Here is a 23,570-nt window from a genome sequence, read left to right as displayed (position 1 = left end):
GATTCGGCGGGCGAGCGATGAGTTTCCGGACGACGATCGGTCGACAGAGGTGACGGAACTTTCCCACTGCAGGAGGTACGTATGCCCGCCGACGGATTCACCACGTGTCTGTGGTTCGACGGTCAGGCCGAGGAGGCCGCGCACTACTACGTCTCGTTCTTCAAGAACTCCCGGCTCGGCAGGATCGGCCGCTACACCGAATCCGGCCCCGGCACCGCCGGTTCCGTGCTGGCCGCCGAGTTCGTGGCCAACGGACAGAAGTTCGTCGCGCTGAACGGCGGCCCGCAGTTCACGTTCGACGAGGCCATCTCGTTCCAGATCCACTGCGACGACCAGGAGGAGGTGGACCACTACTGGAACAAGTTCATCGCGGACGGCGGCGAGGCGGGCGCCTGTGGCTGGGTCAAGGACAAGTACGGCCTGTCCTGGCAGGTCGTCCCGGGCAGGCTCATCGACCTGATCAGCGACCCGGACCCCGAGAAGGCGGCTCGGACGACCCGGGCGATGCTCCAGATGACCAAGTTGGACATCGGCGCCCTGGAGAAGGCCTACTCGGGCGAGTAGCGGACCAGCGGCACGACGGCCGGCCCGCACTCCTCGCCCCGGGCGGGGGATCAGGCGAGCCGGTCCGTTGTCCTCCGGACGGAAATCCACTCGTTACGGGGTGGGTGAGGGACGTCGGGGACGTGGTGGGCGAGCACCGGGGACCGGAACGAACAGCGGGCAGGACGGTCGGTCCATGTCCGACATCCACCACCCAGGACGGCGGCCGGTCCTCGCCACGGGAGCCACGAGCACCGCGGCACTCTCCGTGTCGCCCGGTCACCCGGCCGCCCGCCTCCGAGGCCGAGATGCTCGATCCGGCCGACGCCCTCTACGTGGAGCTTGGAGCAGGGTTCGCCCCGGTCGACCGGATCAGGTCCGACGAGCTCACCCTCCTTTCACCCGTACCGAGGCGGAGTCGACCAGGGCGGCGGACCAGGCGATCGCGCCGACGGCTCCCAGCCGGTCGAGGACCTCGGCGTGCGGCATCAGCGGCGCGACTGTCTCCCACAACCCGTCAGGGACCGGCCGCCGTGGTGGGCGGAAACGGCGCTGAGCCGCTCCTCACACGCCCTGCCCACCGCTCGTTTCGGCAAGTCGACGTGCGAGTTGAAGGTCAGTGGTGTCAGTGGTGTCGGTGGTGTCGGTGGTGTCGGTGGTGTCGGTGGTGTCAGCGAGTCCGGGGCCGGGTGGTGGGTGCGTTCGTTTGCGGTGGCTGGGCCGGTCGTCGGCGCTGCCCCGGTGCCACCCCGAGTGCTTCAGTTGCCCAGGATCCGACGCGCGCAGGATCATGGCGAGATGACAGACCGTCTCCCTCCCGCACCGCCCGTGGTGCGACTCGCGGAGTATACGAAGACCGAGCAGATCGAGATCATCGGCGACAGCGCCGATCCCTTCGGCGTCGCAGACGCCGGATTGACCTGGCTGCCCAAGGAAGAACATTTCGGTATCAGGTGGAAGGGCCGCCTCGTCGCGCACGCGGGCCTGCTGCGGCTACCCATATCGATCGGAGAGGTCGGCACACAGGTGGTGGGCGTCGGCGGGGTGGCTGTTGCGCCTGACCTGCGGGGCCGCGGACTGGCACGGTTGGTTGTATCGGCGGCCGTGGACCACGCCCGAACGATGGGGCCACAGCACGGGCTTCTCTTCTGCCGACCGCCCCTCGTTCCGCTGTACCAGCGACTCGGGTGGCGAACGCTTGAGCAGGACGTCCATGTCGAACAACCCGGGGGACCCGTGATCATGCCGCTGCGGACCATGTGGACGCCACTGCGCGACGGCGCGAATTGGCCCGCTGGAGAGGTCCGCCTGCTCTCTCTCCCCATGTGATCGATGGCACCGGTCTGCAACTGGAGTACTTGGGCCACAGCAGCACGGAAGGCCGCACAGGGGCGTGGCGCGGTCTGATGTCCCCGATGTCCCAGAGAGGTGGGGAATTAAGTCACGGCTCCCCGGGGCTCAAAGCCGAGCGGTGCGCAACGACCACCTACAGTTCTTCTCCGAGACGAACGACACCCCCCACTGATGCGGCACAATCCGCCGCTACGTCATCCGGCAGAACAAGCACGCCGTCGACGACCGTCTCCGCGGGGTCGTGAACAGGGCGAACGTTTGGACCGCGCCGATCACTCGTGACCGAACCCACCGCCACGGCGACGCCGGCCGCACGTCCCGGTCAGGGCGTGCTCTTCAACGCCACGTCCAGCAGCGTCTCGGCCGCTTGCCGGGCGTCCGTGAAGGCCTGCGCGTCGTTGCTGGAGGCCGCGAGCGCGTTGGCGCCCTCGAAGAGCACGGCCAGTTGCCGGCCCAAGGTCTCCGGGTCGGCTGCTCCTGCCTCGGCGGCGGTGGCCACCAGACGGTCGCGGAAGTCCTGCTTGTGCCGCTGCGCGAGGTGGGCGATCTCGGGCAGTTCCCCGGCCCCCTCGACGACGGCGTTGTGGAACGGACAGCCACGGATGACCGAGGCCGGGCCCCCGTCGATCGGAGCGAAGATCGCCGACAGCCGCTGAACCGGCGTCAGATCGCCGCGCTCCAGCTCCGTTTCGGCGAGGAGCGGCGTCTCCGTCTCGAACCGGCGCAGATACTCCTCCACCAACGCGTTCTTGGTCGGGAAGTGCACATAGAAGGTCCGCGGCGACACATGCGCGGCCTCGATCAGCGCCGCCACGCCGGTGGCGTGGATGCCGCGCGCATAGAAGAGCTCTCCCGCCGCCCGCAGGATGCGCTCCCGCGCGCCGCGTCCGCCGCCGCGGGCGGCCCCGGTGGTCGTTGTCTGAGTCTCCATTCTCCCAAGTATAGCGATCGCTTTACATCTGTCGAGGGAGGGAGTAGCTTCAGCGCCGTCGAAGTAAAGCGATCGCTATACATCGATCGCCGAACACCGATGACGCTCAGCGGCCGACCAGCGGTTTCTGTGCGCCGGAGTATCCATCCCGGCCCCTGCGCGGCCGACCCTGAAGGGAGAGTCCGATGACTCAGCTCTACGCACACGCACCCGTCAAGACGGTGTCCGCCGGCAATGGCATCGAGTACGCGTATCGCGAGGTCGGCGAGGGTGGGGTGCCGCTGGTGCTGCTCATGCACTTCCGGGGCAACCTCGACTACTGGGATCCGGCGCTGATAGACGCCCTGGCCGAGGGCCGGCGCGTCATCGCCTTCGACAACACCGGCGTCGGCGGATCCAGCGGCATCACGCCCAGCACGGTCGCGCAGATGGCTCTCGACGCCATCGCCTTCCTCGACGCCCTGGACCTGGCGCAGGCCGACATCCTCGGCTTCTCCCTCGGCTCCTTCGTGGCCCAGGAGATCGCGCTGATCCGGCCCGCCCTGGTACGGCGTCTTGTGCTCGCCTCGGCAGCACCCCAGGGCGCGCCCGGCATGCACGGATGGGCGAAGTGGGTCATCGACTCGGTGGGCGAACCGGAAGTCGTTCCGGCGAAGGTGCTCGACGTCTTCTACACCCAGTCGCCCGAGAGCCGGTCGGCCGGCGAGAAGGCCTTCGGACGGATGTTCTCCCGCGCCGAGTTCGACGCACCCACCACCTGGCAGACGCGCCAGGCCCAGTACGACGCGGTCTCCACCTGGGGCATCCCCAACTTCTCGCTCCTGGAGCGGGTGACCGCGATCGAGGCCCCGGTGTTCATCGCCAACGGCGACAGCGACCCGATGATCCTCCCCCGCTACTCCCACCTGCTGGCCGGCCTCATCCCCGACGCGGAGATCAAGATCTACCCGGACGCGGCGCACGGCTTCCTCTTCCAGCACCACGAAGAGTTCGCCGGCGACGTCAAGAGGTTCCTCGACCGCGCGTGAACAGCCCGCCGACTACCCCAGCCACCAGATCACATGCACTGTTCGACAGGAGACACCATGTCCACCAACACCAACACCAACACCAACACCAACACCAACACCAACTCCGCCCTCGGTTACGACGTGTTCGTCGCGGACCCGCTGCCCATGGCCGGTCCCGGACCGCTACCCAACGGAGAGCCCCGCAACTTCCAGCCCATCGCGGTCACCCTGATCCACGGCACGCGGGACGCCGTGCTCGTCGACCCGCCGCTCACCCTCGACCAGGCACAAGCGGTCGGTGACTGGGTCGAGGTGAGCGGAAAGCGGCTGACGCACATCGTGGTCACCCATGGGCACGGTGACCACTGGTTCACCGCCGGGGTGCTCGCCGAACGCTTCGGCGCCCAGGTGGTCGCCACCGCGGGCTCCATCGCGCAGATGCACAACAACGTGTACGCCAGGGAGGTCCTCTGGGACGTCCTGTGGCCGGGCCAGATCCCCCCGTCGCCCGTCACGGCCGTCGCGGCGCCCGGCAACCGTCTCACCCTCGAAGGACACGACCTCAACATCGTGGACGTGGGGCACGCGGACAGCGACGACAGCGCGGTAGTGCATGTGCCGGACCTCGACCTCGTGGTGGCCGGCGACGTCATTTACAACGGCGTCCACGTCTACCTCGCCGAGTCCGCCGACGGCGACTTCGGCCCTTGGCGCAAGGCCATCGACACCGTCGCCGCGCTGACACCGCGCCACATCGTGGCGAGCCACCAGAACAAGAGCCTCGACGACGACGCCGCGCGCCTCTTCGCCGAGACCCGCCGGTACCTCGACGACGCCGAGGCCGCGCTGGCCACGCACGACACCCCGGAGGCGTTCTTCCAGGCGCTGCTCGACCGCTACCCGGACCGTGTCGGCCCGACCGTTCTCTGGGTCAGTTCCCGCGCCCTCTACCTCGCGCGCGAAGGCGGCGACCCGGTGCAGAACCTCGTCGCGGCCTGGCGCCAGTAAGCCTGTCGGCCTGGTCGGCCTGTCAGCAGCAAGCCGACAGGCCGACCCTCAGTAACAGAACTCCCGTAACGGAACTCCCGTAACACAACTCCCCACGAATGGACGGCGCCCCATGAGCGACCTGCTGAATCTCGTTCTCGAGGCCCACGGCGGCCTCCCCCGCTGGCAAGAGGCTCGGACCATCCGCGCCAAGGGCTCCCTGGGCGGGCTGCTGTGGCCCATGCGCGGCCAGGAGGGAATCTTCGCCGAGGCCGACATGACCGTCGACGTACAGCGACAGAATCTGGTCTACGAGGGTTTCACCGGCCCGGAGTTGCGCGGGGTGTTCACCCCCGACCGTGTCGCGATCGAGAAGCGGGACGGCGAGGTCGTCGCCGAACGCACCGCTCCGCGCGAGTCCTTCGCCGACCACGGCCCGGACACTCCCTGGGACGAGTTGCACGCGCTCTACTTCGCGGGCTACGCGATGTGGAACTACCTCACGGCCCCCTACCTGCTCACCCGCTCCGGCGTCGTACTGGAGGAGGTGGAGCCCTGGCAGGAGGGGGGTACGACCTGGCGACGGCTCCACGCCACCTTCCCCGAGGACATCGCCACGCACAACACGGAACAGGTCTTCTCCTACGACGCCGACGGCCTCCTGCGACGCCACGACTACGCACCCGACGTACTCGGCCGCCCCAGCGCCGCGCACTTCGCCGAACAGCACATCACGGCGTCGGGACTGGTCTTCCCCACCCACCGGTACATCGTGCCCACCCAGGAAGACGGACGCGCTCTCAAGGAACCGGTCCTGATCTCCATCGACCTCACCGAGATCTCCGTCGACTGACAACGAGCAAGCCCGACTTCACCCCCACGTCCGCCGGCGGCAGCAACGACCACGTCCGCGTGACCGTCACGACCAACGCCAGCATGGCCCCAACTGCCGCCGAACATAGGGAAAGTGGTCGGTCAGGACGCGTCCGCCAGAGCTTGCGCATCCGCCTCGGGCTCCTTCGACGCGGTGGACGCCGTCTGGCCCGAGCGGCCCCCACGGCTGAGGTGCACACCGAACGCCGACGTCGCCAGGCTCAGTACGGCGGCCACGCACCAGACGATCCGGAAGTCGTGCAGTGAGGCGGCACCGACGTGGGAGCCGACCACCGCGACCAGGACGGCGACGCCGACCGTGGTCGAGATCTGGCGGACGGAGTTGACCAGTGCCGACCCGGTCGCCGCGCGGTGCCCCGGCACGGCGTGCACTCCGGCGGCCACCAGAGTGCCCAGGGCCAGACCGACACCCGCACCGGTCAACAGTTGGTTGGGCAGCAGGTCACGCGGATAGTCCGGCGTGACGGACGCGAAGCACGCGAACCAGACCATGCCACCGGTGAAGAGCAACCCGCCCGCGGCGACCAGCGGTCCGTGCCCGAAGCGCTGCGCGGCGCGGGCGGTCAGCAGGGTGACGACCGGCACGAGGGCGGGACCGGGAGCCAGGGCGAGACCGGTGCGCAGCGCGCTCCAGTGCCAGACCTCCTGGCACCACAGCACGTTCGACAGCAGCATGATCGCGAAGGCGACGCCGAACACGAGACTGCCCGCGTTCGCCGCTCCGAAGCGCGGCAGCCGCAGCAGGTCCAGCTCGAACAGCGGGCGGGGGTGCCGCAGGGACCTGAGGACGAACGCGGCGCCGCTGATCACGGTAACGGCCAGGAGCAGTACGGTCCCGCCGCTCGTCCAGCCCCAGTCGGGTGCCTGTACCAGCGCCCCGGACAGCGCCGCGACCGAGAAGACGACCAGCAGGGTGCCGAGGAGGTCGGGCAGCGGTCCGGCCTCCCGGGCGGTCAGCTTCGGCAGGACCGATCGGCCGGCGACGAGCGCCGCGATGCCGATGGGCAGGTTGACGGCGAAGACCCACCTCCAGTCCACCTCGGTCAGGAGGCCGCCGGCGACGGGCCCGGCGGCCGCGGCGAGTCCGCCGACGGCAGCCCAGCTCCGGGTGGCCTGGGTACGGCGTTCGGCCGGCACCGTCGCCAGCAGCAGTGCCAGGGACGTCGGAATCTGGGCGGACGCCCCGACGGCCTGCACCACCCGGGCCACGACGAGGGTTCCCAGGTTCGGGGCCAGGGCACACCCCAGCGACGCGAGGGTGAAGACGGCGATCCCGGTGAGGAACACCGGCCGCTGGCCTATGCGGTCACCGACGCGCCCGGCCACCACCAGCAGCGCGGCGAAGGTGATCGTGTAGGCGTTGAGGACCCAGGACAGCGAACCGAGGGTCGTGCCCCTGCCGCCCCCGGAGAAGTCCTCTCCCATGGCCGGAAGCGCCACGTTGACGATCAACAGATCCAGGTTGGTCATGAAGACGGCCACCAGGATGACCGCGGTGGTGGTCCGAGTGTGCTTTGAAAACCCAAGCATGGTAGGCATGGCGCAAGCCAAGCACAGGGTGATTTGGAAATCAAACCCTGTCGAGGTGATACTGGGGGCTGTGACCACGCGCATCGATCCCCAGGACATGGCCGGACGCCCCTGCTCGCTCGCCGCCGCCCTGCAGATCGTCGGCGACCGATGGGCCCTGCCGGCGATCCGCGAGGTCATGCTCGGAAACCACCGGTTCCGGCAGATCGCCAGGAACACCGGCGCCCCCACGGACCGCCTGGCGGCGCGCCTCAAGGCGCTGGTGGAGAGCGGCATCCTCGAACGGCGCCCGCTGCCGGACGACGCACGCTACAGCGGCTACTACCTGACGGAGGCAGGGCGCGATCTGGGAGGCATCACCCGCGAACTCATCGGCTGGGGCGACCGCTGGGTCGTCACCACGCCGCCCAGCCGGATCCGTCACCGGGACCACGAACTCGTCACCCACACGGTCTGCGAGACCTGCGGCGAACAGGTCCACGGCGAGGACATCCACCGGGAGGAGCTGACCCCCGGCTGGGACCCGTCCGGCCCGGTGGAAGCCCCATAGACCGTGCCGTGGCCGACGGTCCCGCCCTGTAACGGGCGTACGGTCTCGGCGCGCTCGTCGGCCCGGAACGTCTCGCGGATCTCCCGGTCGTTGTCCTACGCCGGACGTCGCTGGTGGACTGTGCGTCAAACTTGCCGGATGCCGGCCCTTTGATGACGAGCTCGGCGCGCATGTGATCGCCCAGCCGCCCAGCCGCCCAGCCGCCCAGCCGCCCAGCAGTCGGGACGCCCAGCCGTCGGGACGCGAGCTCGATCAGGGTCGCCAGGCAGGAGAACTTGCCGCCGCCGATCTCGCGCGCTCCTGCGGCCTGCCCGACATCTCGGCTTCATGCGCACCACGCCCGGCGACTACGTGCTGATCACCGGTCAGCGGGACGTTCCTGGCATGGCCATCACATCTTCGGCTCGTCGCTCGCTCACCGCACCCGCGGTCGGCCTCGTCGCGTCACTCACCGTCTCCCTCGCCGTCCTCGCCCCCGTGACGCCGGCGTTCGCCGACGCCAACGCCGTACCGACGTACGAGGTGAAGATCGATCTCACGAGTGCGGCGCTCGACGCATCGCACACACCAACCTCGGCCGTGAAAGCGGCCTTCGGGATCACGGGCTCCGCCAAGGCACGCTCCTACGAGTACTACGACACCAACGCGCTGGACCTCAACGCCCAGGGCTGGGACGTCCGACTCCGTCACAAGTCCGGCTCGGACTTCGAGGAGACCTACAAGAAGCGCTTCCCCGTGGTCGACGGCGACATCGACGCCGCCCTGGACGAGGCGAACGCGGAGGGTTTTGACAGCAGCGACACCAACTACGACGCCGAGGTGGACTGGGGTTACGCCAAGCAGACCTTGAGCTTCAGCAATGAAAAGAGCCACAGCGCCAGTGGCTACTCCGGCACCTCGATGCCGTCCAGCAGCACCGGCCGTACCTGGCTGGTCAACGAGATCCCCGGCAAGCTCGACGACTGGCTCTCCAATAACTGGGGTTCGGACACCCTGAAGGTCTCCCGTGCCCACGGCCCGGTGACCTCGCAGGTCTGGTCGGGGGCGTGGGAGTCGTCGGACGACGCCAGCGTGGAGGTGCTGCCCGTGAAGGACTCCACCGGGACCGGCACCGAGTACGTCGTCGAGTTGTCGTTCAAGACCGACAACTATGCCGACGCCGCGCAACTCCACGCCGACGCTGTGGCCGTCGCCGACGGGCACGGCTGGCTTTACCACGGCGACATCCTCAAGACCCAGCTGATTCTCGACCGCTACTGAGCGATCCCGCCCGCGGCTCACTTCCGAGTGGCCGGGCCGGGGTTCGACCATCTCCACCACTCGAACCCCGGCCCTTCGGTTCCCGCGCCGTGCCTGACACATACCGGTGCAACGCCAGGGCCGGAGGGCTTCGAGGAACCCGAGCAGGCACCCGCGCTCCTGGTGACCTACGACCTGCCCGCCGCACCGTGGCCCGAGCGGCTGGTCACGCACGACGTGACGACGGGGGAGTGGACCCTGGAGGTCGACCCCAACTAGACGAGTCATTCCGATGTGGTCAGTGGTCATAAGCGATCAAGGATCGTATGACGGGCTGGCCGGTCTTGTGGTTGTGCCAGATCGCGGCGGCCATCGCGAGGATGCGTTGGGCGACGCGGACGGCGACACCTTCGAAGGTCCGTCCACCGTGCCGTTCCAGGTCGAGCTGGCCTTTGAGGGTGTCGTTGACCGACTCGATCAGCTGTCGCACCGACTTCAGGAGGCTCTCGCCCCTGCGCTTCTTCTCGCGCTTGAAAGAAGGACGCAGCAACTCCGCGCCCCGGAAGGCCAGATCGGCCTCGAACTCCTTGGAGGCGAAGCCTTTGTCTGCGATCACCAGCAGGCTCGGCCGGTCCGTGGACAGGTGCGGTTCGCGGTCCAGCATCGCCGACAGCACCTCCCGCTCATCCAGTTTCGGGTTCGCCAGTGCCCACAGGATGGGCATCCCGGTCGGGGTGCATACCAGGAACAGGCGCAGGCCCCAGAAGAACCGGGAGTGCGAGGCGCAGTACCCGTATCCGGCCCAGCCGGCCATGTCCGACCGCTTCACCGTCGGACGCGAGCGGCCGCACTCCACCGGTGTGGAGTCGATGATCCAGTGGTTGTCGAACCAGAAGTCCGTATCGACGGCCAGCAGTCGTATTGCCCTCTTGACCAGTGGCAACGCTGCCCGCAGCCGCTTGTTCCAGCCCGGCTGCCTGGGCACGTACGGGAACATCGCTCCCAGTCGGGAGTCCACGAACCGCAGCCAGCGCGACTCCGAGGTGAAGCCCAGCAGCGCCTGGGCGACGGCAAGGGTGACCAGCTCAGAATCCGTCAGCTGCGGCGGTCGGCCAAGCCATCGGCTACCTCCGATCTCGTCGTCGATCTTCACGTACAGTGCGGTCAGCAGGGCGTCTAGGTTGTTCGTCACACAACGAATCTTGGACGCCCTGTCTGCGTTCCCAGACACACCGTCAGCATTCGGAATGACTCGTCTAGGGGGGATCGCGGACGTATCCGGACGTCTCACCCTGCGACGGCTGCGGCAGGCACCCCCGCTGAGCACCGAGGACGCCCACCGCCACCTCAACCGTCTGGTCGAAACGGAACTCCGAGGGCAGTCTTGAATCGGTGGCCGGGCCCCGCACAATGGAGCCCGGCATCGAACTGGAGGACCCTCGCATGTCCCGCAACCCCGAACGGAAATACCGCGTCGTCACGTCGTTCCAGCGGCGGATCGGCAATCCGCTCCTGAAGCGGCTGCCGATCCAGACTCTGCTGGAGACCACGGGACGCACATCGGGGCTGCCGCGGCGCACCCCCGTCGGCGGACGTCTCGTAGGGCGGGTGTTCTGGTTCGTCAGCGAGTACGGCGAGCGCTCACAGTACGTGCGCAACATCCAGGCGGACCCGCGGGTCCGGGTCCGCGTCCGGGGCCGCTGGTACACCGGGACCGCCCATGTGATGCCCGAGGACGACGCCCGCGCGCGGCTGAAGAGCCTGCCGTGGTTCAACAGCGCCGCGGTGCGGGCGATGGGCGCCGGTCTGACGACGGTGCGGGTCGACCTCACGGACTGACCCCCGGCGCACGGTGAATCGTGCGCCCGACATCGAATTCCCATTTGCTTATTCCAGAAAAGTGTGGGCACGGTCTTTGTGGGCCTTTCCGTGCCCACACTTCGGGGTTGTTCGTCAAGTGCGAGATCGACAACATTCAAAGGGATTGAACGCGCCCGGAGTGGTGCCGAAAGAATGCTACGGTTGAACCTCGTCCCGAGTTCGGATCGCGTGCCGTTTCGGCACCCTGGCCTCGGATTGCACAGCGAGTGTTCCGTTTCATCAGACTCCGTTCACTCTTTCTTTTCCCCGATTGCGGCACCGGTATTTCATGCCTGTTCCGTGGTCGGGGGCAATGTTTCCTGCCCACTCCCTGGAGTACTTGATTCATGTCTGCTGAGAGCGTGACCGCTGTTGCCCCCGCGGGGCCGGATACGTCCGGCTCCTCGTCCGGAGGCCGGCATCTGGGCCTGGCTCTTTTCGTGATCGCCGCGGCCCAGCTGATGGTCGTCCTGGACGCCACGATCACCAATATCGCCCTGCCCGCCATCCAGACCGACCTGGGCATGTCCGACGCGAACCTCGCGTGGGTCGTCAACTCCTACGCGCTGGCCTTCGGCGGCCTGCTCCTGCTCGGCGGGAAGGCGGGTGACCTGTTCAGGCGGCGGAAGATGTTCCAGGTGGGCATCGCCGTCTTCACGCTCGCGTCCCTGCTGGGCGGACTGGCCCCGAACGAGGGGCTGTTGATCGGCGCGCGCATCCTGCAGGGCGTCGGCGCCGCGCTCGCCGCGCCCAGCGCCCTGGCGCTGATCACCACGACGTTCCCGGCCGGCCGGTCGCGCAACACGGCGATGGGCGTGTACGCGGCGATGGGCGGCGTCGGCGCCACCGTCGGCCTGCTGCTCGGCGGCGCGCTCACCGACGTCCTGGACTGGCGCTGGGTGTTCTTCGTGAACATCCCCATCGGCCTGGCCGTCCTGGCGGGCACCCGCACCCTGGTCGAGGCGGAGCGCCACCCCGGCCGCCTGGACGTCCCCGGCGCGATCACCGGCACCGGCGGTCTGATCGCCCTGGTCTACGGCATCACCCGGGGCGGTGAGCACGGCTGGACGGGTGGCCTCACCCTCGTCTCCTTCGTCGCCGCGGCCGTACTGCTGGTCGCCTTCCTGTTCCTGCAGGCCCGCACCGCCGACCCGATGATGCCGCTGCGCCTCTTCAAGGACCGCACCCGGTCGGGCAGTTACGCCACCATGCTGTTCATCGGCGCGGGCATGTTCGCCACGTTCTACTTCCTGACCCTCTACATGCAGCTGATCCTCGGCTACAGCCCCGTCAGGACCGGCTTCGCCTACCTGCCGTTCAGCTTCGGCATGGCGACGGCCGCGGGCATCAGCTCCAAGCTGGTCGCGCGTCTCGCGCCGCGCCTGATCGCCGGACCGGGCCTGCTGGTCGCGGCCGTGGGCATGTTCTGGTTCGCCACCCTGGAGCCGGGCTCCTCCTATGCCGCGCATCTGATGCCGGCGATGTTCGTGACCGCCCTGGGCCTGGGCATGAGCTTCGTCCCGATGACGCTCGGGGCGGTCAGCGGTGTCTCCCACCAGGACACCGGTGTCGCCTCCGCACTGCTCAACACCGCCCAGCAGATCGGCGGCGCGCTCGGCCTCGCCGTCCTGTCGACGATCTCGACCTCCGCGGCCGACGACAAGCTGCCCGAGGCGGCCGGTTCCCTCTACCGGGGCCTGGCCACCAAGGACTTCGCCCTGGTGGCGAAGGCGGGGGACGCGCTGACCCACGGCTACACGATGGCCTTCGTCGCCGCGGCGGTCATGTTCCTGGCCGGTCTGCTGGTCACCGCGTTCGCCATCGACGCGGGCAAGCAGCAGCACTCCGAGGGCGCCGCTCCGGTCCACATGGGCTGAGCGTCCGCTCGTACGGGCTCCCAGGACCGGAACTACTCTCCCCGGCCGTCCCCGTCCTGGGGCCCGTCAGCCGACGCGGTCCGCTATCACCCGTGTGATCTCTCGGGTGATGCGCACGATGCCGGGGGAGCGGACCGGGCAGGGCTTCGGGGTGGACGTGGTCGGCGCCAGGCAGAAGTGCAGATAGTCGTCGTCGCGGTGGAGGGCGGTGCGGTCGCGGTCCGGCTCCGTGCAGTACGACGGATGCTCGCGCTCGTAGGCGGTGCACGGCAGATACCGCGCCCACGTGTAGCGGGCCGTCGCCGGACTCACCGTCCTCCCGGCGTCGGCGAGCAGGTCGTGGGAGGCCGCGGCCCGTGCCTGGTAGAGCGCGTTCACGGTCCGGACCCGGTCGGGGGTGATCGGGTCCGGACCCTGCGTCACCCAGACGATCCGGGGCCGTCGCGCGCCGCCCGCGTCCGCGATCTGCTCGGTCAGCCGCTTCATGTCCGCCTCGTACCGCTTGAAGTACGTGGCCGGTTGCTCGTCGTACGTGATGCCGTCCATGCAGGGCGTGTAGCCCCAGGAGTTGCCCCAGAACTGGAGCACCACGAAGTCCGGCCGCAGCGAGCGCACCAGCGCCGCCGCCTTGTCCACGGGCGGTACGAGGGATCGCTCCCCGGTCCCCTCCAGGTAGTCGCAGAGGGTGGTGCCGGAGTACGGGGCGCTCGTGTAGCGGGCGTTCACCTTCTCCCGCAGCGACTGCCCGAGCACCTTCTGGCTCTCCATGGCGAGCGAGTCCCCGAGGTAGAGAACGGTGGGCGCCGCCTTCGCCGGTGTGTTCGCCGACGTGGAAGCCGTGGGAGAGGTGGCGGGGCGCTGGCGGGTGGTCGTGGCCGGTGACCGAGCGGCCGTGGGCACCGCGGGATCCGGCGGCGACTGCTCCGGGCCCGACGCGGGATCCCCGCACGCGCCGAGCAGCAGCCCGGCCAACAGCACCCCCACGATCCACGGCCTCCGCATGAAGCACCTCCCGCCCCGCCCGCCGAAAGGGCTCCCCAGGCAAGCACAGCGGGGCAGAAGGGGGAAGACGTACGTCGGCCACGGCGGCGTCGGGCTTCAGCTCGGGTGGCGGCGGCGGATGCGGGCGGCCAGCAGCGCCACGTCGTCCTCCGCGTGCCGGGCGTCGAGCCATACGAGGACCGCGTCGAGCGCCTCGTCGACACCCGTCCCGGGCGGCAGTCGCAGCCCGGCCAGCCGGGCGAGCGAGACATCGATGTCCTCGTCGCGCCGCTCCACCAGACCGTCGGTGAACATCACCAGGGTGTCCTCCGGAGCGAGTGCGCGGGTCGCCGCCTCGTAGCCGCCCACGCCGGTGCCCAGCGGCGGACCGACCGGCACCTGCAGCAGCTCCCCGCTGCCGTCCCCGGCGAACACCACCGGCGGCAGATGCCCGGCGCTGGCCAGCGTGGCCGTGCCGCGGGTCGGGTCGACCTGGACGAGCAGACAGGTCGCCGGACGCCGGGCGCCGTCCTCGGCGACGGCCGAGTCCAGGCGGCGCAGCACCCGGTGCGGCGGCAGATCCGTCGAGGCGACATAGCGCAGCATCGAGCGGTAGGCGTTCATGTCCACCGCCGCGTCCAGCCCGTGCCCCATGACGTCGCCCACCGCCAGCAGGGTGCGCCCGAAGTGCAGCCGCACGGTCTCGAACCAGTCCCCGCCCACCAGGACGCTGCCGCCGGAGGGCAGATAGCGGGTGGCGAGGTCGAGGTTGGGATGCGGGCGGCCAGGTTCGGCCAGCAGCGCCCGCTGCAGGGAGAGCACCGTACCGCGTACGGCGTCGTGCTGCCGCGAGTGGCCGAGGTGGACGGCCGCGAGCCGGGCCGCGTGGTGCGTGACGGCGGTGCTCCGGTCGCTGAGGGCCGGTCCGTGCCGGATGGCCAGCAGCACCCCGTACAGGCGGCCGTGCGCCAGCAGCGGCACGGTCATGACCTGCCGGGGGACCGTGCCGGACAGGTCGAGCGACGCCGTGACGGGCTCCCCCTCGTCGAGCGCCTGGACGGACAGTGGACGGGCGCCGTGCGCGGCCCAGGGTGTGAGCAGCTCGTCGCGGCCACCGGTGGCGACGCGGGTCAGGTCGGGCTCGTGGGTGTACCGGGCGTCGGGCTCGTGCGGGTACTGAGCGGCCGGCACGTCGGTGGGCAGCAGATCCACCGCGGCGGCGTCGCAGACCTCCCTGCACACGAACTCCGCGAGCTCCACGCAGGTGGTCCGCTCGTCCAGAGTGGTGCCGATCGCCTCGACGGCGTCCTCCATCGCGGCGAACGACGCCCCCACCCCCGTAGCGTCCTCACCGCCTCGGCCCGTCATGGCACCTCCACCACCGCACACACCTCTGGGGTCCATCCACGCACGCGCGCCGCGGGCCCGCATGCTCAGGTGCGCGGCGGAAGGTCGTTCACCAGCACGGCCGCCCCGTCGAAACGGCCGGCCTTGAGATCCCGCAGCGCCCGCTGTGCCTCGGACAGCGGGTAGGTGTGCGTCGTGGCGCGTACGCCGTGGCGCGCCGCCAGCGCCAGGAAGTCCCGCCCGTCCCGGCGGGTGTTGGAGGTGACGCTGCGCAGCTCCTTCTCGTAGAACAGTTCGCTCTCGTAGCGCAGCGGCGGGGTGTCGCTCAGATGGATCCCGGCGACCGACAGGATCCCGCCCCGGTCGAGGGCCCGCAGCGCGACCGGGACTAGGTCGCCGACCGGCGCGAACAGGATCGCGCTGTCCAGCGGCTCGGGAGGCTCGTCGTACGCGTCGCGGGCGGAGGCGGCCCCGAGTTCCAGCGCGAGCCGGCGCGCGGCCGGCTCACGCGTCAGTACGTGCACGGTGGCGCCCTGCGCGACGGCCAGCTGCGCGCAGAGGTGGGCGCTGCCGCCGAACCCGTACAGTCCCAGCCGTCCGCCCGCCGGCAGCGCGGCCCGCAGCAGCGCGCGGTAGCCGATGATGCCCGCGCACAGCAGCGGCGCCAGCGCGACGTCGTCCACCTCGTGGGGCAGCCGGTAGGCGAAGGCGGCCGGAACGGTCGTGTACTCCGCGTAGCCGCCGTCGGCGTCCCAGCCGGTGTACTCCGAGGCCGGACAGAGGTTCTCGGACCCGCGCGCGCAGTACCCGCACGTGCCGTCCGTGCGCCGCAGCCAGGCGACGCCCACCCGGTCGCCGACCGCGTGGTCGAGTACGTCCCCGCCCGTCGCCATGACCACGCCGACCACCTCGTGGCCGGGTGTCACCCGCGGCCGCCGCACCGGCAGGTCGCCCTCGCTGACGTGCAGGTCGGTGCGGCACACCCCGCAGGCCCGCACATGGACCAGGAGCTCGTCGGCCGCCGGAACCGGCAGGGGCCGCTCGACGAAACGCAGCGGCTCCCCCTCGATCGGCCCGGGCCGGGCCACTTCCCACGCGTGCATCATCCCGTGTCCCCGTCCCGTCGACGACCACCCGAGCCCACCCTCCAGTGTCGTCCAGGGCGCCCCGCTCGGCGCGCGGCCCGGACGGAGGCTGACTAGCGTGAAACGGGCATGAGACGACAGCCGCCGAGCCAGAAAGAGTGGAACGCCATGGCCGTACAGCCCGAGGGGACGCCCTGCTGGGCGGACGCGATGTTCAGCGATGTCGAGGGAGCGAAGAGTTTCTACGGTGACGTGCTCGGCTGGACGTTCGGCGAGGCGTCCTCGGAGTACGGCAACTACACCCAGGCCTACGCGAACGGCAAGGCGGTCGCCGCAGTCGTCCCGCCGATGCCCGGACAGGAGGGCCAGTCCGCCTGGTGCCTGTACCTCGCGTCGCCCGACGCCGACGCCACCGCCGAGAAGATCCGGGCCGATGACGGCGAGGTACTGATGGAGCCGATGCAGGTCGGCGACTTCGGCACGATGGCGATCGCCCGGGACCCGAGCGGGGTCGTCTTCGGCGTATGGCAGGCCGGCAGGCACGAGGGCTTCGAGGCCCGGGGCGTGCCCGGTGCGTACTGCTGGGCCGAGGTCTTCACCCGCGACCCCGACAAGTCGGACGCCTTCTTCTCGGCCGTCTTCGGATACCGCATGAAGCAGCTGGACGACGCCGCGATCGACTTCAGGCTGTACGACCTCGGCGGGGAACCGGTCCTCGGCCGGATGCGGATGACGGACGACTTCCCGCCCGAGGTCCCGGCGTACCTCAACGTGTACTTCACCGTCGAGGACTGCGACGCCGCGGTCGCGAAGGCCACCGAGCGGGGCGCGATTCTTCGCTTCGGGCCGATGAGCAGCCCCTTCGGCCGGTTCGCCGCGCTCAGCGACCCGCAGGGCGCGGCGTTCTCCGTGATCGACGTCAAGACGACCGAGGGCGCGATGCCCCGGACGACCGACGTGTCCTGAACGGACGGTGGAACCCCGGAGAATGGCGGAATTCCTCCGAGGCGGACCGGGGCCCTTTTCTCCGGGGCAACCATGCGCATGCGGTGCTCGTCCTTTCTTGTGGTTGCGGCACGTTCGAACGGCCGAACCCCCACAAGGATTGCGAGCGAAAGAGACCCCATGCTCCGCATTCACTTCACTTCGGACGACCTGCAGAACATTCGAGTGGCCCGGCAGCCTGATCCCCTGTGGGAACTGATGTGCAGTGTCTGCCGTCTGGAAACCGGCCAGGGACCGCTGGAATTCGGACATTGGCGTCGCTCGGCACGGCAACGATTCTCCGGTGACTCGAACCTGGGCCGCGCACTGCGCCCGCTGCGCGCCCTGATTCCGGCCACCGGCTACATTCCGGACTTCCTCACCCCGCCGGTGACCGGCGGCGGTCTGTCCGCCGGACTCGACCAGCTGCTGCGCACACCACGCGTGCAACTGGTCCGCGAACTGACGCGGCTGGCCGAGTCGCGCCCCGTCCCGAACTGGGCCGCCTCGCTGGGCAGACCGGGCAGCGACGCGCTCAAGGTGCTGGCGAACTCCCTGGGGATCTACTTCCGCGGTCTGCTGGAACTGCACTGGCCGCACATCCGCACGGCGGTGGGCAACGATGTCGGGGTGCGCGCCAGGGTGCTCCTCGACGGCGGCACCCAGGCGCTGCTGGCGAGCCTGCGCCCGGTCGCACGCTGGAACGCCCCGGTGCTCGAAGTGGACTATCCCGTTCGGCGCGACCTGTATCTGGAGGGCCGCGGGCTCCTCCTGGTGCCGTCCTACTTCTGTTGGCGCAGGCCGACCGCGCTGGCGGACCCGGGCCTCGACCCTGTGCTCGTCTACCCGGTGGCGAAGACTCCGCTCACCGTCGCGGACGGTACGGACGACGGGGTCGAGCGTCTGCTCGGCCGTACCCGGGCCGCCGTACTGACCGAGGTCGCCGGACAGAGTGCCCGCACCACCTCCGAGGTGGCCGGGGCCGTCGGGATCGCCCTGCCCAGCGCCAGCTACCAGATCGGTGTGCTGCGCGACGGGGGACTGGTCGCCAGCCATCGCGACGGCAAGTACGTCCTGCACACGGCGACGCCGCTGGGCCTGCGGCTGCTGGGTAACGGTCCCCGGATCCGGGAGAGCGTGCCCCGGCCCGTGCGGGGAGCCGCCGCCGGACCGTGGCATGATCGGGGGCATGCTTGAACGTGTGGTGGCCGCCTGTGACGGGGCTTCGAAGGGAAACCCGGGACCGGCCGGATGGGCGTGGGTGGTGGCCGACGGCGCGGAGACGCCGACCCGCTGGGAAGCGGGTCCGCTGGGCACGGCGACGAACAACGTCGCCGAACTCACCGCGCTGGAGCGCCTGTTGACGGCGATCGCGCCGGATGTCCCGCTGGAGATCCGGATGGACTCCCAGTACGCGATGAAGGCCGTCACGACCTGGCTGCCCGGCTGGAAGCGCAAGGGCTGGAAGACCGCCGCCGGGAAGCCCGTCGCCAACCAGGAACTGGTCGCCCGCATCGACGAGCTCCTCGACGGCCGCGCCGTGGAGTTCCGTTACGTCCCCGCCCATCAGGTCGACGGCGACCGTCTGAACGACTTCGCCGACCGCGCGGCGAGCCAGGCCGCCATCGTTCAGCAGCCCGCGGGCAGCGACCTCGGCTCCCCGGAGCCGCCGCCGTCCCCCGACACCCCGGCCCCCTCGGGCGCCGGCCGCCGCCGCTCCCCGGCCACCGCCTCCGCCAAGGCACCCCGACAGGGTGCGTCGGCCCGTACGATCAAGGCCAAGTTCCCGGGCCGCTGCGTCTGCGGCCGCTCCTACGCGGCGGGTGAGTCCATCGCCAAGAACGGCCAGGGTTGGGGACACCCCGAGTGCCGTACGGCAGAGCCGAGCAACGCCTAGTACTTTCCCCGCACCGGTCCTCCTGCGGGGGCTGTCCGCCCGCGGGCGACGTACGCGCGGTCAGATGGTGTCGAAGGTGTAGAACGACGTGTGGTCCAGCAGGTCCGCCGGCTTCACGTCGTTCCACGGCTTCATGGTCTCGTCGAGGTCCACGACGTCGGGGGTGCCGGCGAGCGGCACATAGCCGGAGGCGGGGTGGCGGCGCTGCCAGTCGGCCCAGAGCTTGTCTATGTAGGCGTGGTGCAGCCAGAACACGGGGTCGTTGGGGGAGACACCGGTGGCCATCTGGCCACCGACCCACACGTGCACGCGGTTGTGGAGGTTGACACCGCGCCAGCCCTCGAGGTGATTGCGGAAGCCGTCCGAGGAACTGTTCCAGGGCGCCATGTCGTACGTCGCCATGGCGAGCACGGAGTCCACCTCCGCGCGGGTCGGCAGTTCACGGGCGCCGCCGCCGAGTGAACGCCGCAGATACGTACGGCCGTCGACGCGTACGGTGATCGGCCAGTCGCCCGCGGAGGCCGCGAAGGGGCCGTCCATCACCCGGCCGTCCAGGCTGCGCCCGGTGCCGCCGAGGAAGTCGGGTGCCCAGAGGGTGGAACGGGGTGAACGGTCGGTGCTCCAGTCCCAGTAGGGGAGGGCGACGGAGGCGTCCACGGACTGCAGCGCCCGCTCGAACTCCAGCAGGAATCTGCGGTGCCAGGGCAGGAAGGAGGGTGAACGGTGACCCGTCCGTTCGCCGTTGTCCGTGTCGCCGAGGATGAAGGCGTTGTGCGTCGTGACGAAGGCGTCGTACCGGCCACCGCGTTTGAGCTGGAGGAGCGCGTCGACGAGGCGCCGCTTCTCGTCGGAGGTCAGGTTCGCCTGGTTCTTGCGTACGGTCATGTGCGGGACTCCACGGTGTGCTGAGGGGGTTGGGTCACTGCTGGGGCATGCCGAGGGGGACGAGGGGCGCCCCCTGCAGTTCCACGACCGCGGCGCGGGCGGCGGCGCGCGGGGTGGGTACCGGGTCGTAGTGGCTGACGACGCTGATCCAGCTGCCGTCGGCGTTCCGCATCACGTGCAGCTCCATTCCGTCGATGAACACGGCGTACCCGGCGCCGTGTTCGTGGTGGTGACCGCCGCCGGCGGCGGCACGGCCCGTGATGCGACGGCCCCGGTAGACCTCGTCGAAGGCCTCCGGTCCGCCGTGGTGTCCGGTGTCCGCGGCCCTGGCCACGGCGACGGTCTGGGTGCCGGCCGCGGCGGCGAGGGCGGCCGCGGCCCCGAGGGCACGGCGACGGGTGAGTTCCGGCATGTGAAGACCTCCTGCGATCAAGCCCGGTCGATGACCCGGTATGCCTATCGGGTCGCCGGAGAGCGGGAGAAATCGCCGGATGTCGGTTGGCCGTGATCAGGACAATTGAGTAAATGTCGTGCAAGATTGAACGAAGATGATCTTGTTGTGTGGACTGTCCGCGTTCGACCGGAAGGCGGAATTCCTCCGGTGGGCGGATGTTCTGCCGATGATCTTCCCGGGGTGGCCGGTGGGGGGTGGCGCGGCTCACGCCCGCAAACTGACGCGAACCGCGGGGGTCGCGCCCGAGACCTGGACCGGTCTCGGGCGCGACCGTGCGGCCGGGCAATTGGAGGTGCTGCGCCGGTAGCGGCCGCCGGAGGCAGGGTACCGATTGAGTGAATAGCAATTCACCAGCTATGGTGAATTGCTATTCACCCCCTTCTCCGCGCCGGCTTCTGGAGAGTTCATGGTGGCACTGCGTGACCGACTGACGGTCCCGGTTCTCGCGCTCGGCGGGAGCCTCATGGCCGTCATGCAGGTGGTGGTGGTGCCGCTGCTGCCCGAACTGCCGCGGCTGACGGGCGCGTCGTCGGGCGCCGTGTCCTGGATGGTGACGGCGACGCTGCTGACCGGAGCGGTGCTCAACCCCGTGCTGGGCCGCGCCGGCGACATGTACGGCAAGAAGAAGGTGCTGCTGATCGCCCTCGGGATGATGACGGTCGGCTCGCTCATGTGCGCCCTCACGTCCGACATCCGCATCCTCATCGCGGCCCGCGCCCTGCAAGGGGCCGCGGCCGCCGTCGTACCGTTGTCGATCAGTCTCCTGCGGGACGAACTGCCGCCCGAGCGCACGGGTTCCGCGGTGGCGCTGATGAGTTCCACCGTCGGCATCGGCGCCGCCCTCGGCCTCCCCATCGCCGCGATTGTGGTCGAGTACGCCAGCTGGCACGTCATGTTCTGGGGAACGACCGTGATCGGCGCCCTCGGCACGATGCTGGCCTGGTGGGCGGTGCGCGAGTCGCCCGTCCGCGAGCCGGGCCGTTTCGACATGACCGGCGCGCTGGGCCTGGCCCTGGGGCTCTCCTGTCTGCTGCTGGGGGTGTCACAGGGGGGTCAGTGGGGCTGGACCAGCCCCCGGATCCTCGGCCTTTTCATCGGGAGTGTCTGCGTCCTCGGCCTGTGGTGGGCGCAGCAACTGCGCGCCGAACGGCCCCTGGTCGACCTGAAGCTGGCCACCAGCCCACGGGTCGCCTTGCCCCATGTGGCCGCGCTCCTGACGGGCTTCGCCTTCTACGCCAACTCCCTGGTGACGGCGCAACTGGTGCAGGCGCCCAAGGCGACCGGGTACGGCCTGGGGCTGTCCATCGTGGCGACGGGCCTGGTCCTGCTGCCCGGCGGGGTGACCATGCTGTTGCTCTCGTCGGTATCGGCGCGTCTCTCGGCGGCCCGCGGTGCCCGCGTGACACTGGCCATCGGCACCCTGGTCATCGCCGTCGGCTACGGCATACGCATCATCGACAGCCACAGCCTGGTGGTGATCATGCTCGGCTCCACGGTCTGCGCGACAGGCACGACGTTCGCCTACTCGGCACTGCCCACCCTCATCCTGCGCGCCGTGCCCGCCGGGCAGACCGCGTCCGCGAACGGTGTCAACGTGCTGATGCGTACCGTCGGACAGGCCGTAAGCAGTGCCGCCGTCGCCGCCATCCTGGTCCACCACGCCAGCCTGCTCGGCGGTGTCCCGATACCCACGCTGCACGGCTATCTGCTGGCCTTCGCCATGGCGGGTACGGTCGCAGTGGTGGCCTGTGTCGCCGCCCTCGTCATACCCGCCGACCCCACTGTCCGAGACACCCGACGGGCCTCCAGCAGTTCGGAGGAACCCCGGGACGAGGCATTCGAAGGAGCCTGAGCACCGTGTCCACTCCGCCCCCCGGCCTCAGCGCGACCCCGATCGCCCCGCCGCGTCGCGACGCCGAGGCCACGAAGGCGGCCATCCTCCGCGCGGCCCGGCATCTGATGGCCCGGCACGCCCACGCGGACATCACGCTCAAGGCGATCGCCGACCGGGCGGGGGTGAGCGCACCGCTGATCCTCAAGTACTTCGGGAACAAGGACGCGCTCTTCGGCCGTGTGATGTCCTTCGAGACGGATGCCGCCGCCCTCCTCGACGCACCCCTGGACGACCTCGGCCCCCACATGGTCCGCCAGGTGCTGGTGGGCCAGACCGAGCGCGGAGCCGACCCCATCCTGCGGATCATCTTCGCCCCGCGCCAGGGCGATCAGGGCGACGTCATGCGCGCCAACTTCCGCACCCAGGTCAGCGACCGCCTCACCCTGCGTCTGGCCGGCCCCGACGCGGAGCTGCGCGCCGAACTCGCCCTCGCCACCCTGCTCGGTCTCGGCGCGATGTACGGCATCGCGCGCGGCACACGGCTGCGTGCGACCGCGATCGAGGACATCGTCGGCCGGTACGGCCCCACCGTCCAGGCACTGCTGACGCCGTGAGGTGAGGGGCGCAGCCGGACAGGAACGCCCGCGCCCGTCTCGGTCGCGCCCGTCTCAGTTCACGCCGTCCGGGCGGAACTGGACGCTGATCCGCGGCCCCGCCGCCCGTGCCGTCTTGGGAATGGCGTGCTCCCAGGTGCGCTGGCAGGAGCCGCCCATCACGATCAGGTCGCCGTGTCCGAGCGGGCGCCGTACGGTCTGGCCACCGCGTCGAGGGCGCAGCAACAGGTCGCGCGGGGCGCCCACGGAGAGGATCGCGACCATGGTGTCCTCCCGTGCGCCCCGGCCGATCCGGTCCCCGTGCCAGGCCACGCTGTCACGGCCGTCCCGGTAGTAGCACAGGCCCGCGGTGGTGAACGGCTCGCCCAGTTCACGGGCGTAGTACGTGGACAGCGCCTCCCGTGCCTCGTCGAGGATCGGGTGCGGCAGTGTGTCGCCCGCCCGGTAGTAGGCGAGCAGTCTCGGTACGTCCACCATGTGCTCGTACATCTGCCGCCGCTCCGCCCGCCACGGCACCTCGTCGACGAGCCGTGCGAACAGGGCGTCGGCGCCGCTGAGCCACCCTGGCAACAGGTCGATCCAGGCGCCGTCGCCCAGGACGGTCCTATGCATCGCGTTCAACTGACTGAGGTGGAGCTCGTCGGTCTGGTCGAACAGCGAGCCCTGGAGGTGCGTGGACATGCGTCCAGCGTACTCCGTATTCGAATGCGTGTTC

24 protein-coding genes are annotated in these 23,570 nt (G+C 69.9%); 14 read left to right on the top strand and 10 right to left on the bottom strand.

The features are described from left to right. Window positions 1-81: 81 nt before the first annotated feature. Complete coding sequence (locus tag OG568_RS05445; protein WP_266589231.1) at window positions 82-564, top strand: VOC family protein; 483 nt, start codon at window positions 82-84, stop codon at window positions 562-564. A gap of 366 nt (window positions 565-930) precedes the next feature. Here OG568_RS05445 and OG568_RS61275 read toward each other — a convergent pair whose 3' ends face one another. Next, entirely contained in the window at window positions 931-1,056 is a 126-nt protein-coding gene (locus tag OG568_RS61275; RefSeq protein ID WP_443077553.1) for a hypothetical protein, read from the bottom strand. Window positions 1,057-1,341: 285 nt separating this feature from the next. On the opposite strand from OG568_RS61275, the gene OG568_RS05435 reads away from it, so the two are divergent. Continuing rightward, on the top strand, window positions 1,342-1,872 hold the full coding sequence (locus tag OG568_RS05435; RefSeq protein ID WP_329530535.1) for a GNAT family N-acetyltransferase: 531 nt from the start codon (window positions 1,342-1,344) through the stop codon (window positions 1,870-1,872). 346 nt (window positions 1,873-2,218) lie between these two features. Here the strand turns inward: OG568_RS05435 and OG568_RS05430 are convergent, their stop codons facing one another. Next, window positions 2,219-2,827 (bottom strand): TetR/AcrR family transcriptional regulator, encoded by a 609-nt coding sequence (locus OG568_RS05430; protein ID WP_329530534.1) that lies wholly within the window; start codon window positions 2,825-2,827, stop codon window positions 2,219-2,221. Between the two features lie 185 nt (window positions 2,828-3,012). On the opposite strand from OG568_RS05430, the gene OG568_RS05425 reads away from it, so the two are divergent. The 3 genes from OG568_RS05425 (at window position 3,013) to OG568_RS05415 (ending at window position 5,677) form a co-directional block, all read left to right on the top strand. Next, window positions 3,013-3,855 carry an alpha/beta fold hydrolase gene (locus OG568_RS05425; RefSeq protein ID WP_329530533.1) on the top strand — a complete coding sequence of 281 codons (843 nt, stop codon included), beginning with the start codon at window positions 3,013-3,015 and terminating at the stop codon, window positions 3,853-3,855. A gap of 57 nt (window positions 3,856-3,912) precedes the next feature. Continuing rightward, window positions 3,913-4,845 carry an MBL fold metallo-hydrolase gene (locus OG568_RS05420; protein WP_329530532.1) on the top strand — a complete coding sequence of 311 codons (933 nt, stop codon included), beginning with the start codon at window positions 3,913-3,915 and terminating at the stop codon, window positions 4,843-4,845. Window positions 4,846-4,957: 112 nt separating this feature from the next. Beyond that, window positions 4,958-5,677, top strand: coding sequence for a hypothetical protein (locus OG568_RS05415; protein WP_329530531.1), 720 nt, complete (start codon window positions 4,958-4,960; stop codon window positions 5,675-5,677). Window positions 5,678-5,799: 122 nt separating this feature from the next. Here the strand turns inward: OG568_RS05415 and OG568_RS05410 are convergent, their stop codons facing one another. Continuing rightward, window positions 5,800-7,248 carry an MFS transporter gene (locus OG568_RS05410; protein ID WP_329530530.1) on the bottom strand — a complete coding sequence of 483 codons (1,449 nt, stop codon included), beginning with the start codon at window positions 7,246-7,248 and terminating at the stop codon, window positions 5,800-5,802. 70 nt (window positions 7,249-7,318) lie between these two features. On the opposite strand from OG568_RS05410, the gene OG568_RS05405 reads away from it, so the two are divergent. After that, complete coding sequence (locus OG568_RS05405; RefSeq protein ID WP_329530529.1) at window positions 7,319-7,798, top strand: winged helix-turn-helix transcriptional regulator; 480 nt, start codon at window positions 7,319-7,321, stop codon at window positions 7,796-7,798. Between the two features lie 327 nt (window positions 7,799-8,125). Beyond that, on the top strand, window positions 8,126-9,058 hold the full coding sequence (locus OG568_RS05400; RefSeq protein WP_266589241.1) for a hypothetical protein: 933 nt from the start codon (window positions 8,126-8,128) through the stop codon (window positions 9,056-9,058). 277 nt (window positions 9,059-9,335) lie between these two features. On the opposite strand, the gene OG568_RS05395 is transcribed toward OG568_RS05400, so the two are convergent. After that, the gene (locus tag OG568_RS05395; RefSeq protein WP_329530528.1) at window positions 9,336-10,229 is read right to left on the bottom strand and encodes an IS982 family transposase; all 894 of its coding nucleotides are present in this window, start codon (window positions 10,227-10,229) and stop codon (window positions 9,336-9,338) included. Window positions 10,230-10,480: 251 nt separating this feature from the next. On the opposite strand from OG568_RS05395, the gene OG568_RS05390 reads away from it, so the two are divergent. Both OG568_RS05390 and OG568_RS05385 read left to right on the top strand, forming a co-directional pair. Then, window positions 10,481-10,876, top strand: a complete 396-nt coding sequence (locus OG568_RS05390; protein ID WP_329530527.1) for a nitroreductase/quinone reductase family protein — start codon at window positions 10,481-10,483, stop codon at window positions 10,874-10,876. A gap of 368 nt (window positions 10,877-11,244) precedes the next feature. Next, window positions 11,245-12,774, top strand: a complete 1,530-nt coding sequence (locus tag OG568_RS05385) for a DHA2 family efflux MFS transporter permease subunit (protein WP_329530526.1) — start codon at window positions 11,245-11,247, stop codon at window positions 12,772-12,774. A gap of 66 nt (window positions 12,775-12,840) precedes the next feature. On the opposite strand, the gene OG568_RS05380 is transcribed toward OG568_RS05385, so the two are convergent. From OG568_RS05380 to OG568_RS05370, 3 genes are all read right to left on the bottom strand, one after another. Then, window positions 12,841-13,776 carry an SGNH/GDSL hydrolase family protein gene (locus OG568_RS05380; protein ID WP_329530525.1) on the bottom strand — a complete coding sequence of 312 codons (936 nt, stop codon included), beginning with the start codon at window positions 13,774-13,776 and terminating at the stop codon, window positions 12,841-12,843. A 96-nt stretch (window positions 13,777-13,872) separates the two neighbouring features. Beyond that, a complete protein-coding gene (locus OG568_RS05375) occupies window positions 13,873-15,123 on the bottom strand; it encodes a PP2C family protein-serine/threonine phosphatase (RefSeq protein ID WP_329530524.1) in 1,251 nt (416 codons plus the stop codon). A gap of 65 nt (window positions 15,124-15,188) precedes the next feature. After that, the gene (locus tag OG568_RS05370; RefSeq protein WP_329536265.1) at window positions 15,189-16,205 is read right to left on the bottom strand and encodes a zinc-binding alcohol dehydrogenase family protein; all 1,017 of its coding nucleotides are present in this window, start codon (window positions 16,203-16,205) and stop codon (window positions 15,189-15,191) included. Between the two features lie 150 nt (window positions 16,206-16,355). On the opposite strand from OG568_RS05370, the gene OG568_RS05365 reads away from it, so the two are divergent. The 3 genes from OG568_RS05365 to OG568_RS05355 all read left to right on the top strand — a co-directional run bounded on the left by OG568_RS05365 (window position 16,356) and on the right by OG568_RS05355 (window position 19,068). Further along, window positions 16,356-17,153, top strand: a complete 798-nt coding sequence (locus tag OG568_RS05365; protein WP_329536264.1) for a VOC family protein — start codon at window positions 16,356-16,358, stop codon at window positions 17,151-17,153. A 159-nt stretch (window positions 17,154-17,312) separates the two neighbouring features. Then, entirely contained in the window at window positions 17,313-18,368 is a 1,056-nt protein-coding gene (locus tag OG568_RS05360; RefSeq protein ID WP_329530523.1) for an ArsR/SmtB family transcription factor, read from the top strand. Further along, window positions 18,349-19,068: a ribonuclease H family protein gene (locus tag OG568_RS05355; RefSeq protein ID WP_329530522.1), complete on the top strand. Its 720-nt coding sequence runs from the start codon at window positions 18,349-18,351 to the stop codon at window positions 19,066-19,068. The genes OG568_RS05360 and OG568_RS05355 overlap by 20 nt, the downstream gene beginning before the upstream one ends. Window positions 19,069-19,128: 60 nt before the next feature. Here OG568_RS05355 and melC2 read toward each other — a convergent pair whose 3' ends face one another. Beyond that, window positions 19,129-19,953 (bottom strand): tyrosinase MelC2, encoded by an 825-nt coding sequence (gene melC2 / locus OG568_RS05350; protein WP_329530521.1) that lies wholly within the window; start codon window positions 19,951-19,953, stop codon window positions 19,129-19,131. A gap of 34 nt (window positions 19,954-19,987) precedes the next feature. Continuing rightward, a complete protein-coding gene (melC1, locus tag OG568_RS05345) occupies window positions 19,988-20,365 on the bottom strand; it encodes an apotyrosinase chaperone MelC1 (RefSeq protein ID WP_329530520.1) in 378 nt (125 codons plus the stop codon). 448 nt (window positions 20,366-20,813) lie between these two features. Here melC1 and OG568_RS05340 point away from each other — a divergent pair, with 448 nt between their 5' ends. Both OG568_RS05340 and OG568_RS05335 read left to right on the top strand, forming a co-directional pair. Then, entirely contained in the window at window positions 20,814-22,259 is a 1,446-nt protein-coding gene (locus OG568_RS05340; protein WP_329530519.1) for an MFS transporter, read from the top strand. Beyond that, window positions 22,256-22,855 carry a TetR/AcrR family transcriptional regulator gene (locus tag OG568_RS05335; RefSeq protein ID WP_329536263.1) on the top strand — a complete coding sequence of 200 codons (600 nt, stop codon included), beginning with the start codon at window positions 22,256-22,258 and terminating at the stop codon, window positions 22,853-22,855. The genes OG568_RS05340 and OG568_RS05335 overlap by 4 nt, the downstream gene beginning before the upstream one ends. A gap of 54 nt (window positions 22,856-22,909) precedes the next feature. Here OG568_RS05335 and OG568_RS05330 read toward each other — a convergent pair whose 3' ends face one another. Further along, window positions 22,910-23,536, bottom strand: coding sequence for an alpha-ketoglutarate-dependent dioxygenase AlkB (locus OG568_RS05330; RefSeq protein ID WP_329530518.1), 627 nt, complete (start codon window positions 23,534-23,536; stop codon window positions 22,910-22,912). Between the last annotated feature and the right edge of the window lie 34 nt (window positions 23,537-23,570).

The sequence above is a fragment of the Streptomyces sp. NBC_01450 genome, assembly GCF_036227505.1.
Lineage (GTDB): Bacteria > Actinomycetota > Actinomycetes > Streptomycetales > Streptomycetaceae > Streptomyces.
The sequence above is the reverse complement of the archived record's forward strand: the minus strand, read 5'-3'. Positions and strand labels throughout refer to the sequence as shown.